At 65.6% G+C, this 12,219-nt stretch carries 13 protein-coding genes; 6 read left to right on the forward strand and 7 right to left on the reverse strand.

All coding sequences use genetic code 11. The features are described from left to right. Positions 1-12 precede the first annotated feature (12 nt). A complete protein-coding gene (locus ACWMMN_RS34410; RefSeq protein WP_486424447.1) occupies positions 13-1,080 on the forward strand; it encodes a hypothetical protein in 1,068 nt (355 codons plus the stop codon). Between the two features lie 36 nt (positions 1,081-1,116). On the opposite strand, the gene ACWMMN_RS34415 is transcribed toward ACWMMN_RS34410, so the two are convergent. Beyond that, positions 1,117-1,545, reverse strand: coding sequence for a lytic transglycosylase domain-containing protein (locus tag ACWMMN_RS34415; protein ID WP_059241487.1), 429 nt, complete (start codon positions 1,543-1,545; stop codon positions 1,117-1,119). Positions 1,546-2,218: 673 nt separating this feature from the next. Further along, entirely contained in the window at positions 2,219-2,551 is a 333-nt protein-coding gene (locus ACWMMN_RS34420) for a hypothetical protein (protein WP_174992406.1), read from the reverse strand. Positions 2,552-3,091: 540 nt separating this feature from the next. Between ACWMMN_RS34420 and ACWMMN_RS34425 the strand changes: the two genes are divergently transcribed. Continuing rightward, a complete protein-coding gene (locus ACWMMN_RS34425; protein ID WP_174992407.1) occupies positions 3,092-3,499 on the forward strand; it encodes a VOC family protein in 408 nt (135 codons plus the stop codon). Between the two features lie 22 nt (positions 3,500-3,521). Here the strand turns inward: ACWMMN_RS34425 and ACWMMN_RS34430 are convergent, their stop codons facing one another. Further along, on the reverse strand, positions 3,522-4,061 hold the full coding sequence (locus ACWMMN_RS34430) for a P-loop NTPase family protein (protein ID WP_486424448.1): 540 nt from the start codon (positions 4,059-4,061) through the stop codon (positions 3,522-3,524). Between the two features lie 148 nt (positions 4,062-4,209). Then, complete coding sequence (locus tag ACWMMN_RS34435; protein WP_059241491.1) at positions 4,210-5,301, reverse strand: hypothetical protein; 1,092 nt, start codon at positions 5,299-5,301, stop codon at positions 4,210-4,212. A 612-nt stretch (positions 5,302-5,913) separates the two neighbouring features. On the opposite strand from ACWMMN_RS34435, the gene ACWMMN_RS34440 reads away from it, so the two are divergent. From ACWMMN_RS34440 to ACWMMN_RS34450, 3 genes are read left to right on the forward strand one after another with little or no spacing between them, the layout of a single operon-like run. Further along, positions 5,914-7,266 (forward strand): SAM-dependent methyltransferase, encoded by a 1,353-nt coding sequence (locus tag ACWMMN_RS34440; protein WP_196486684.1) that lies wholly within the window; start codon positions 5,914-5,916, stop codon positions 7,264-7,266. Positions 7,267-7,311: 45 nt separating this feature from the next. After that, entirely contained in the window at positions 7,312-8,238 is a 927-nt protein-coding gene (locus ACWMMN_RS34445; RefSeq protein WP_059241495.1) for a hypothetical protein, read from the forward strand. Beyond that, positions 8,228-8,902: a 2OG-Fe(II) oxygenase family protein gene (locus tag ACWMMN_RS34450; protein ID WP_196486685.1), complete on the forward strand. Its 675-nt coding sequence runs from the start codon at positions 8,228-8,230 to the stop codon at positions 8,900-8,902. The genes ACWMMN_RS34445 and ACWMMN_RS34450 overlap by 11 nt, the downstream gene beginning before the upstream one ends. 211 nt (positions 8,903-9,113) lie before the next feature. Here ACWMMN_RS34450 and ACWMMN_RS34455 read toward each other — a convergent pair whose 3' ends face one another. Then, the gene (locus tag ACWMMN_RS34455; protein WP_340625961.1) at positions 9,114-9,500 is read right to left on the reverse strand and encodes a MerR family transcriptional regulator; all 387 of its coding nucleotides are present in this window, start codon (positions 9,498-9,500) and stop codon (positions 9,114-9,116) included. Positions 9,501-9,588: 88 nt separating this feature from the next. Here ACWMMN_RS34455 and ACWMMN_RS34460 point away from each other — a divergent pair, with 88 nt between their 5' ends. Further along, positions 9,589-10,497: an alpha/beta fold hydrolase gene (locus ACWMMN_RS34460; RefSeq protein ID WP_486424449.1), complete on the forward strand. Its 909-nt coding sequence runs from the start codon at positions 9,589-9,591 to the stop codon at positions 10,495-10,497. A 76-nt stretch (positions 10,498-10,573) separates the two neighbouring features. Here ACWMMN_RS34460 and ACWMMN_RS34465 read toward each other — a convergent pair whose 3' ends face one another. Then, positions 10,574-11,365 (reverse strand): ABC transporter ATP-binding protein, encoded by a 792-nt coding sequence (locus tag ACWMMN_RS34465; protein ID WP_256087320.1) that lies wholly within the window; start codon positions 11,363-11,365, stop codon positions 10,574-10,576. Continuing rightward, entirely contained in the window at positions 11,362-12,216 is an 855-nt protein-coding gene (locus tag ACWMMN_RS34470; RefSeq protein ID WP_059241504.1) for an ABC transporter permease, read from the reverse strand. Before ACWMMN_RS34470 ends, ACWMMN_RS34465 begins: the two co-directional genes overlap by 4 nt. Positions 12,217-12,219 lie beyond the last annotated feature (3 nt).

Raw genomic sequence — 12,219 nt, forward strand, 5'->3', positions numbered from 1 at the left:
GTGCGCGATCTCATGCAACTGCAACTGACGCTGGCGCAGGCGATGCAGCAGGCGACGCCGGCGCCGTTGCCGGCCGACACGATCGCCGCGTGGTGGCGCGTCTACGAACTCGCCACCGCCTGTGCCGACGATGCCAGCCGGCTGCATGCGTTGTCGGTCCTGTTGCTGCGTACGCTCGAAGCCGGCTTCAGCGACGATTCACCCGAACTCCTGATGCGCGTGCGGGCACGGATCGCGCAGGAATGCGAAGTGTCGTCGTCGCATCGCAGCTTCGCGTTGCTGCGCGGCGCGCTGCTGACGCTGGACGGCCGCCACGACGAGGCGATTGCGCTGCTTTCGCCGCACGACGAACCGGCGCGGGAGGCGGATTGCGATGCCGCCGAAGCCGCCGAAGCCGGTGCGCCGGACACGTGCCGTCCCGACTACATCACGTCGGTTGCGGACAACGCGCTCACGATATCGCTGTGGCTCACCGGCGCGCAGGCGATCGCGCATCCGACCTTGTTGCATGCGTTGCAGGGCGCGCGGCAGCAGTCCGATCCGCTGTCGCGTTGCGCGGCCGCGATGATGGCCTGCGTGCTGTTCCTGCTCGAAGGCGACGCGCCGCGCGTCGCGCAACAGGCCCGGCTGCTCGTCGACGTCGCGCAGCGCAACGGGCTGCCGGGCTGGCGCAACATCGGCCGCCACTTCCTGATGTGGGTCGACGCGACCGACGAAACGCACGACGAGACCGGGAAGCTGATCCAGCTTGCGCTGCGCAATCTCGCGCGCGGCCACGTGAGCATCATCGACCTGGCGATACTGGACCGGTTTGCCGGCGCGGTGCTGCAGCTGGCCGGCGGCCCGGCTTTGAACCGCCTGTTCGAGCAGACGACCGCGAATCTGCCGGCCAGCGGACGCCGCTGGCTGCTGCCGGAAGCGTTGCGCGTACACGCGGTCGTGCGCCACCGCGCCGGCGTGCCGGCGGACGACGTACGGGCGTTGCTCGACCAGGCAACGCACGAAGCCCGCCGGCAGCGCGCTTCGCTGCTCGAGCGGCGGATCTCGGCGACCGTCGAGCAGATCGTCCCGTCGCGGTAAGCGTCATGCACGAGCGGGCGGCGCCTGCCGCCTGCTTCAGTTCGACTGCATCCGCTGCACGATCAGCCGGACCTGGGCCGCATAGCGGTCGCGTTCCGCCGGTGTTTGCGAATGGTATGCGCCGACCGCCTTCCACGTATTGCCGTACTTGAGCATCATCTTGCGCAGGTGCCACGCGGCGATATAGACGCTCGCGCAAGGATCCATCAACGTGTGCGACGTGATGCCGTACGTCGACAGCGTCGTCAGATGGATCGAGTTGATCTGCATCAGGCCATAGTCGATCGACCCGTTGGTGTTGACGCGCTTCGCGTTGACGTTGTCGTGCGATTCCTGCCATGCGAGCGCGCGCAGAATCGTTTCGTTGACGTGCTGGTAGGCGGCGGCTTCGGCGAAGCATTCGGCATGGGCGACAGGCGTCAGGTACGGCAGCAGCGCCAGAAGCGCGATCGCTCGGATGGCCATGGGTTCGATCGTCGGAAGGATTCGGGAGGATGAGGCATCCATCATGCTCGTACGACTCGGCCGGGTGAGGGGGGCGCACGCGAATCCACGGCGCGCGGTGCGAATTCATAGCGTCGTCGCACGTGATTTCGCATGCGCGCCGGACGGCCGGAGGCATGGTCGCGATCATCGACGTTTGTCCCGTGCCGAACACGCCTGATTCAGGGGAACGACGTCATGCCGAACATCACGCGATCTGCCGGCGGCCTCTCGAACGCGTCCCGCCGCTCGTCTTCGCCGGAGCCAGGCGAATCGGAGCCGGGGGCAGGCTCGGGGCCGGATGTCGATACCCGGTCCCGTGCCGCTGCAGGCATGCCCCCGCCGTTGCCCGGGCGACCGGTCTTTCTCAAGCGCATGCAATCGTCCTCCGTGCGTCGGCCAGACCGCCGTTACGCCACGGCGAGAGGTGCGATCGTCAGGCACATGAACGAAATTTTCGATACCGTCCCCGCCCAGGTGGCGCTGACGGCGCCACGCGCGGCGCCATCCCGCAAGCCTCGTCTTCGACACGCACGGCATGCCCGACGCGCAATGACACCGTCTACCCGCCGGGAGGCGGGCGGGCAACGCGATCGATCGTTCCGTCGATCGCGCTCGCGGCATGCCGCGTCGGGACGTGGGGCGTACCCGTACGCTACTTGGTCTCGGTTGCCTTCAGGATCCCCCCCGAACCGGCCTTGATTGCCTCGGCCTCCGCCTGCGTCAGACTCAGCTTCGACTGATACACCGCCAGTTGCATCTGCGATTCGGAATAGCGCTCCAGCGATGCAGGTTCGCTTTCACGAACCTGCGGCTTTCTCGCGTGTCGTTCCGCCGCAGGATCCATCCGCGGTTTGAGGTCGGCGAGTTTCCCGGCAACGGCGGGCCGGTTCGAAAATCGGGACGGTCTGCGCGTATCGGGCTCGTCCGTCGTTGATGGATGCTGAAGCGGGGCGACGTTCGCGCCGCCAACACGTGATGTCGACATGTCCGGACTCCGGCGTCTCGCATTAAAAGTCTGTTCTAACATGGCCTCGCCGGCGCACGGTCGACGCACGCGAATGATCGTCGCGCGATGCGAATCCCGCTTGATTCCCGCGCATCGACGCGTTGCGCCGAGAGGCCGGACTTCGTGGCTTCGTCGACGGTTTCGGCGGTGCGGCGACGCACGCACCGCCGGGCATCGAGCGTCGACACGCAGGCCTCCCACAGGACATCTGGCGCCGTACGCGCGACGGCCGCGGTAACGCAATCGGCGCCGCTCCGACCGCGGACCGATTCTTCCGCGCCCATCGACCGCCCTGCCGACGGGCCCCGGGAACCCGCCGGGTCGCTCGCCGCGAATGCGAGTAGCGCAATCCATCGAGATCGTCCCCATACCCCGACCGGCGGCCCCGCGCGGGTTCGCGCGCCGCCCGGCACACGCGTCCAATGCGAGTTGTCGAATGTGAGCCGCAGCTCATATTCTGAAGTCGTCGGGCGGCAAGGCATGGGGCCTCCGCCGATCACCGCATCAGAGAGTACGACCATGACCGAAACGACCCAAACGATGAAGCTCAACCACCTGAGCTTTCCCTCGGCCGACACGCTGGCGACGGCCCGGTTCTTCGAGCGATACCTCGGCTTCACGATTGCCGGAAGCTGGGACGAATCCTGGATTCTCAAACGTCCGGGCTTCGACGTCGTGATCGATCACGTCGGCGACGGCGTGCCCGCGTGGCCGACGAATTTCCACGTCGGCTTCGAACTGCCGAGCCTCGATGCCGTGCGCGCGCTGTTCGAGCGCTTCACGGCGGAGGGCGTCGCGATGGAGACGGACATCTTCAACAACGGGCGCGGTTCGCGCTTCTTCTGTCGCGCGCCGGGCGGCGTGATGTTCGAGCTGAACACGCGCGCGGATGCCGCACCGGAATATCAAGGCACCTTCGACGACTGACGTGGGGCGATTCGTACCGCGCTCAACCGCGACCGGCATTGCGTGCCAGCATGTCGATGAACGCGCGGGTGCGCGAAGGCTCGGTGATCTCCGTCCATTGCAGGTGCGCGTATTTCGGATCGTCGCGCAGGCCGGTGAACTTGACGCGGTTTTTCGCGAATGTCGTGCATGACCACAGCAGTACCGAGTCTCGCGAGCAGAACGCCATCCGCAGCGACTCCCGGTTGCCGTGAGACAGCTCGGTACGCATGAGCCCGCGGCTGATCGTGCGCCAGAGTACCCGCGAGAATACGGTCCAGCGCCCGAAGTTGAGCCAGACGACGTGCGTGGCTCTCGACCACAGCACGTCGCGCACCGCGCTGTAGTTCCCGTCGGCGACCCAGCGGTCCCCGGCGGTTGCGGCCAGCACGGCGCGCTCGAACTGCTCGGGCGGCACGGCGGCCCAGTTGCGACCCCAGTAGAGCCGGTCGAGTTCGATGTAAGGGCAGTCTGCCGCTGCTGCGAGCGCGCTGGAGAAGGTGGATTTCCCCGATCCGCTTGTTCCGACGACGACGACGCGCATGTGTTTGACCGCGGGCAAAGGGCGAAGCCGCGTATTGTGCCCGATGCACGGGAACGGCGCCGCTTGGCCGGTCGACTCATCGCCGTTGGCCAACCGGTTCCGGCCGGCTGCCGATGATTCGGCGAGCCGGCCAAGGACCGAACACCGCTTACCGGAGCGACACCACCATGTTCTGCGTGTTGCCGACGGGAACGTAGTCGAACTTGAGGCGCTTGCTGTCCGATTGCGGTACGCCGTCGATGGCAACGACCCGCTTGTTCAGCATCGCGGACTGTTCGAACGCACTGCCGGCGCCGTAGAGCGTGAACTTGCCCGTGCTCCTGGACTGAGGGCTCGACTGAAAGTTGAACAGGCCTTCCGGGTATTGCCGGTTGCTCAGGAAGTCGAAGGGCTTTCCGCCGGAGTAGGTATCGAATTCCACATCGGCATGATCGGCGATGGAAAAAATGGCGGTCGATGCGCTGTCGTAAAACTCGACCGCGTCGGTGACGAACGTCGCCCGTGCGCTGTCCTGGGCCGCAACCCGCACGCTCTTGCGCAACGTGATCTTCTTGCTCTTCACCGCGCTCTTCGCGCTGTTCCCGAACGCGAAACGCGATTCGGCGATCTCCAGCTTGCCACCGGTCGCTTCCAGGTTCAGCGAATGGTCGTCGCCCGGCGCCCGCGGCAACTCGGTCGGCAGGACGAAATACTCGCTGAACGTCAGCACGACCTCGTCGGCCCGGACCTTCACGGCCGATCGTCCCTTGACAAGCAGCCGCTTCGTGCTGGCGTACAGCCCGCAGTCGACCTGATAGCGGCTGGCGCCGGCCAGCTTCAAGTCGAGGAGGAGGTCGATGTACATGCCGAGCACCAGTGGATCCAGACCGCCGGCGTTCACCTTGTCGAAATGGCTGGCTTCGAACGACGCGTCGGTGAGCGTGAAGTTGACGAACGGATGTCCGATGAGCTTGTACGGATACGGCCCCATCGTGAAATCGACACCCTTCGGATCGCCGGACACACCGCGCAGGACGAGTGCGCCGCTGCGGAGATCGATTTCGGTCGGCGGAATCGCATTGTCGAAATGTCCGCCCCATACCGACGACTGCCTGGAAAGCAGCATCAGCGTTCCCGCGGGGGGGATCATCGTGAAGGACTTGCCGGCTTCCTTGTCGAAGGAGGCGGCACTCAGTTCGTACGGCCCCGGAATGTCGTAGGTCTGGTTTTCGTCGGGATTCCAGATGAAGATTTTCGACATGATGCCCTCCTGATTGAGTTGAGCGGAATGCGCAGGTGTATCGAATCGACCCGGGTCGCTATTGAATCCTGGCAAGCAATGGCTGATTTTTTATCGGCCTTGATGAAAATCCAGAGATCCGGGTTATGGAGAAAGAACGAAAACAATATAGAAGGGGTTATTTTAAAAGGCGATTACACTCGATTACACGGACTGTCGCGGCAGCACCGGCATCGGTAACCGTCCATACGGCGGCTACACCGCCTCAGGCGCGGAAGGCGCCGCGAGGCAAGCCATACCCCGGTCGGGGCTTTGTTTCGAGTTATTCAATTCAGCCGGGCATTGTTGATTGCCGCGTAGCCGGTTTCGGAATATTCGAACCAGGCAGGGAGGCAAAGCTTCCTGAAAATGTTCAATTTTATTTCGGCGAATTTTCAAGTGCGCGATCAAATTCAATTCAATCAAATTTGGTATTGAATTTGTCGAAATCCGGCCCTATACCTAATGACGCGCACGTGATTGGAATTCTGTCGCGCGGTGTGCGAGCAGGTTTTATGCATGGGCGGAGCAAGACTGTCTTAGTCGTTCCGGCGTGTTTTCCGAATCCTGATTTCGGGAGATCGATATGTTCGATTGTCTGATAGCGGAGGACGTACTATGAGCGCGGCCAAAGGCAGGCTGGTGGTGATCGGATCGGGCATCAAGGCGGTTGCGCACTTTACGCTTGAAGCGCAGGCGCATATCCAGCAGGCGGACATCGTGCTCTATGCGGCGGCCGACCCGGTCACCGACATGTGGATCGAGGCGCAGAACCCCAACGCGTTCGATCTCTACCAGTATTACGCGGACGACAAGGCGCGCGTGATCACGTACGTCCAGATGATCGAGCGGATCATGGCGGAGGTGCGTGCGGGCAAGTACGTGTGCGCGCTGTTCTACGGTCACCCCGGCGTATTCGTGACGCCGTCGCACAATGCGATCGCGATTGCCCGCAACGAAGGCTACGATGCCGTGATGCTGCCGGCGGTTTCGGCCGAGGACTGCCTGTACGCGGACCTGGGCGTGGACCCGAGCGTTCCGGGCATGCAGATCTACGAGGCGACCGATTTCCTGTTGCGGCGTCGCAAGGTGGATACCACCGCCAACTTCATCCTCTGGCAGGTCGGTTGCATCGGCGACCTGGGCTTCAAGTTCGGCGGCTACCGGAACGACAAGTTCGACGTGCTGCTCGACTATCTCGAGGAGATCTATGGCGCCGAGCATCCCGCCATCAACTATGTCGCCAACATGTTTGCCGGGCCGCCGCAGATCGACCGCCACGTGATCGGTGACTACCGCGACCCCGACGTGAAGGCGAAGGTCTCCGGCATCTCGACCTTCTTCATTCCGGCGAAGGACGGCATCCAGTCCGATGCCGGCATGCTCGCCAAGCTTGGCCTCGCCAGAATCAGCGAGGCGCGCCGCAACCCGTTGATCTGCGACCGCGAAGACTATCGCGTACTGGCCGAAATCGCCCGGCGCAACATCCACAATCACAAGGTACCGCCCGGCTACAAGTACAGCTTCGCATCGGAAGCGTTGTACCAGACGCTGCTCACGCTTGCGCTCGACCAGCGTGCCCAGGGCGAGTTCCAGACCAACCCGCGAGCCTACCTCGATTCGCGCGCGGGCCTGACTGCCGAGGAGCGGCGCAACCTGCTGCTCCAGCACACGGGCGTCACCCGGATGATGTTCAAGCGCGATCCGGACAAGGAGGCTGTCCGGTTCGTCGGCGCCGCGCTGCTCGATCCGGAACTGGCCCGCGAATACCGCGATCGTCAGGCCGCTGCCGCGCAAGCGGTCGCCGACCACGAGATTCCGCTCGGCGAGTACGAAGGCGTGGTCGCGTCCTGGTTGCGTCGGCAGGGTTTTGCCGCCACGCCCGCCGCCGTGACCCGGGCCATGGAAGCGGTCCATACCAGCAAGGACGACCTGAGCCTGGCCTGAGCGCCTGCACGCGCTGTCCCACCACCTGAAAAAGAGGAAAAGACCATGGCTTCCTTCGACGTGTCCGGCACCTATATGACCAGCTGGCTGCAGCCGGACGGAAAAACGTACATTCCCGGGCCGGTCGTGATCGATACCGGCAACCAGTCCGTCACGCTCAACGGCGCCGCGATCGCTTCTCCGTCGTTCACCGCAACCGGGGTGAGCTGGGCCGCGACCGGCGGCAATGCGACGTCTGCCAGGCTGACCTTCTACCAGAACGGCGGCGTCAACGGCTTCGTCGGCGTGTTCTCGCAGGGAAGCGACCCGTTGCCGAGCGCCAACAACCTGTTCGGCAACGCCGGTGCCGCCACCCAGCAGTTGTCGACGTGGAACGGGACGTACAACCTGTTCAGCCTGACCGCGGACGGCAAGAGCACGCCGCTGAGCGACAAGCTGGTCATCAGCGCGCCGCAGGTCACGTACGGCGGGTCGATCGTGAACAAGCCCGTCTATACCGGCGAGAAGGGGCCGAAAGGCGAGATCGACCAGCTCGCGTGGTTCAGCGCGAACGGCAATCCGCAGAATGCGATCATCCAGTTCTCGAACGCGCAGGCGCCGACGTTGACGCTCTACGGGGAATTGTGGAACAGCGGTGCGCAGCCCACTTACGTCAATCTCTCGGGGACCACCAAATCCAGTTCCGCCCCGCCGAACATCACGGTGGTCGCCGCGCTGATCAGCAACACGTCGACCGAAGTGACGACGGAGGTGACGACCGAGGTCACGACGGAAGTGACGACGGAAGTCACCACCGAGGTGACGACGGAGGTGACCACCGAGGTCATGACGGAAGTCGCGGTGGCGGTGGTCGAGGTGCTGGCGGAGGACGACGACAAGCCGTCACCCGGTTCGACCAAGGCGTCCCTCCCCAAAGAGGATGCCGCGGCGGCGGAGAAGCTGCTCGAAAAGGCCCTGGCGCTTGCGGCGTGAGCCGTGCGACGGGAGGCCCTTCATGGCATCCGATCGCGGCCCTGTCCGGTACCGCAGCGCGGAGACGGTCGAGGTGGCGGGGCGCGCCCTGCCGCTGTCGTCCGTCTTCGCCTACGATACCGCGCGGTGGGATTTGCGTGCGATCGTGGCGGAGTTTTTCGGCACCGACGCGCTCGAGACGCTGCACCTGGATCCTCGCTGGAACCCGCAGAAGACGGACCTCACGCTGCCGCATCACTTCGTGACCCGAAACAGCTGGGACGTCAGCAAGGCCTTGCACGCAGCGGTCGCCGAGCGCTCGATGGCGCTGATCCGGTCGCTCGTCTTCGATCATGTCGACGGATTCGCCGGCCCGATCCGGAGTTGCCAGCCGATTGCGATGATGCGGGTCAACTTCCACGGCTCGCGTGCGATCCTGCGCTTTCATCGTGATGCGGAATACGGGCAGCGGCCGAATCTGGTCAACATCTGGCTGCCGGTGACACGCACCTTCGACAGCAATTCGATGTACGTCGAATCCGCGCCGGGGTTGAGCGACTTCAAGCCCGTCGAGCTTGAATACGGCGAAGGATTCATGTTCTACGGCACCGAGATGATGCACGGCACGCTGGACAACCTGAGCGGCGCGACGCGCATCTCGTACGACTTCCGGTTCTCGATATAGCGCCGGGCGTTCAGGCCGCCATTTTGTCGCCGACACCTGCTTCAACGCCTCTTCGACCCACCGCACGTCGCCCGCCTCGCGGGGCGGGCCTGCTTGAACGGTGCCGAGGTGGCGCTGGCGCCCGAAGCGAGGAGCGAGAAGCGAGGAGCGAGGAGCGAGGAGCGAGGAGCGAGGAGCGAGGAGCGGCGCGGCGGCCGGGAATGCCGGCGCGTCAGTCGAGCGGAGGCACCGCGCCATCCTGCAAAGTTTTGACGAGCCTCGCGCGCCGTTTCTCGAGATCCGCGATCTGACGGTCGATGGCTTCGAGGCGTTCCCGCTGGACGTCGGTGATCTGATCGCACGAGCGGGCGCCGTCAATCAGCAGCATGCAGTCCGGAAAGCCGCGAATGTCGTCGATGGTGAAACCGGTCGCGATCATGCGCTGAATCTGTTTGACCTGCGTTACCACCTTGTCGGGGAACATGCGATAGCCGTTGGCCGCCCGCACCGACGCGAGCAGGCCGTGCTCGTCGTAGTGCCGGATCGATCGCACGCTCGCGCCGGTGAGTTGGGCAAGCTCGCCGATGGTCAGGCGTGCCTGCGCAGATGGATTTTTCATGAAAGGCAGGTTAGCACGAACCGCTTGACTCTCACACAGGTGTGAGGGTTGAGACTGGGCGTTCCGGCCACTCTTTCAGGAAAACATCATGAAATTCCGATCGCTGATCAACCCGCTGATTGCCGCGATCGCGTGGGCGATGCCGGTCGCATTCGCCAGCGCCGCGGCCGCCGCGCCCGTGAGCTATACGGTCAGCTCGACGGACGGGGCCAAGCTGGCCGTTCAGGAAAGCGGCGACCCGGACGGGCCGCCGGTCATCCTGATCCACGGTCTGCTCGGCAGTCGCCTGAACTGGGACGCCCAGGTGGCGAGCCCCGCATTGCGCCGCTACCGGATCATTACCTACGATCTGCGCGGTCACGGCCTGTCGGACAAGCCGTCCGGCGCGGAACCGTATCGCGACGGAAACCGTTGGGGTGACGATCTTGCGGCGGTCATCCAGGGGGCGCATGCGCGCAAACCCGTCGTGGTCGGCTGGTCGCTCGGCGGCGTCGTGATCTCGAATTACCTCGCCAGGTACGGCGATCACGGGATCGCCGGCGCGGTGTATGTCGACGGCGTGGTGGAGCTTGCGCGGGATCAGATCGTCGCGCATCCCGATGTTTACCGGGACATGAACGCGCCGGATCTGAAAACGCATCTCGACGGCGAACGCACCTTCGTCGGTCTGTGCTTCAACCATCGACCGGACGCCGCCACGTTCGAGCGGCTGCTCGCCAACGCCGCGATGGCATCGTGGGACATGCAGAAGGCCGTCCCGACGATGACGGTCTTCGCGGCCGCGGGGCTCGGCCACGCGCACGTGCCGCTGCTTTTCATCTACGGCGGTCGCGACGCGCTCGTCGATACGGACGCGACGCTGGCGCGCGCGGCTGCGCTGAATCCGCGTGTGGTCAGCAAGGTGTACGCGGAGTCGGGGCACGCGCCGTTCATCGAGGAGGCCGAGCGGTTCAATCGCGATCTGGCCGCGTTCGTCCAGTCAGCGTCGCGGCAATGAATGCGCGTGTCGCGCTGCCCGCATGGCGCAATCCGGGGCGCGCAGGCACGCGATTTCAGGCGGGCGTGGCCGTGGTTCAGGCCGCGTCGCCCACCGCGCGATCGTGAAAGCGCTGGAACGCATCGAGCAGCCGCGCGCGCTGCGCCGCCAGCGACGGATCGCGCCGATCGCGCGGCCGCGCGACATCGACGTGGATTTCGCCGTCGATACGGCCCGGGTTCGGCGCGAGCATCAGCACGCGATCGCCGAGATACAGCGCCTCGTCGAGATCGTGCGTGACGACGATCGCGGCCATCCGGTGCCGGTGGACGACATCGAGCAGCAGCGTCTGCAGGCGCATCCGGGTGATCGCATCGACCGCGCTGAACGGTTCGTCGAGCAACAGCAGATCCGGTTCGCCGAACAGCCCGCGCGCGATCGCGGCGCGTTGCGCCATTCCGCCCGACAACGTGGCCGGCAGTTGCCGCGCGACGCCCGCCAGGCCCACTTCGTCGAGCAACCGGGCAACGCTCGGCGCGCGGCCGCCTCGCGGGCCGGCCGCGAAACCGACGTTGTCCGCGATCGATAGCCACGGCAGCAGCCGCGGCTCCTGGAAGATCACGCCGACGCGCGCGGACGGTCCGGCGAGCGCGCTACCGTCCAGCGTCACGCTGCCGCGAAAGTCGGCGTCGAGCCCGGCGACGATCCGCAGCAGCGTGCTCTTCCCGCAACCGCTCGGGCCGACCACGCAGACGATCTCGCCGCGTGCGACCTGCAGCGCGACGTCGGCGAGGATCGTGCGACCGCCATACAGCTTGCGGACGATCCGCAGGTCGAGCAGCGGCGTATCGGTGCCGGCGGCCGGGCGGGCCGAAGGATGTGCACTCATTTCGACACCTCCCGCGGCACGCTGTCGAACGCATCGCGCCAGCCGAGCCAGCGCAACTCGATGCGGCGCATCGCGCCATCGGTCAGCTTGCCGAGCAACGCGAGCAGCAGGATCGCGCCGAATACGAGATCGGGGCGCCCGGTTTCGCGGCCGTCACTCAACAGGAAACCGAGGCCGCGGGTAGCCGCGATCAGCTCCGCGGCCACCATGAACATCCACGCGAGACTGAGGCCGGTGCGTAGGCCGGTGACGATCTGCGGCAGCGCGGCCGGCAGCAGGATGCGACGGAACAGCGCCAATGGGCCGAGCCGGTACACCGCGCCGAGCTCGACGAGCTTGCGGTCGACGTCGCGAATGCCGGCGACCACCGCAAGATGGACCGGGAAGAATGCGCCGATGGCGATCAGCGTGATCTTCGGCGCTTCGTCGATACCGAGCCACAGCAGCAGCACCGGCACCCATGCGAGCGAAGGAATCGCGCGCAGCGCCTGAAACGTCGGCTCGAGCAGCGCGTCGATCCGACGGCTCAGGCCCATCGCCGCGCCGACGACGAGCGCGAGCCCGGCGCCGGCTGCAAAACCCGCCGCCACCCGCAACGCACTCGCAGCGACATGGCGTGCGACCCGCGTGACGCCCATGCGCGCGAGCGTATCGAGAATCTCGCTGGGCGCCGGGACGAGGCGATCCGGCAGCCAGCCCTGGCGCACGGCGCATTCCAGCAGCGCGAGCGCGGCGAACGGCAGTGCGAGCCCAGCGATGCGCCACCCGCGAAGCGGGTCGCGCCGGCTCGCTTCGGGCGGGGCCGGACGGCGGGGCGCAAGCGCATCGTCCCGGGCAGCGGTGTCCGTCATCGG

It is taken from the genome of Burkholderia cepacia complex sp. TUM26381, from assembly GCF_057439935.1.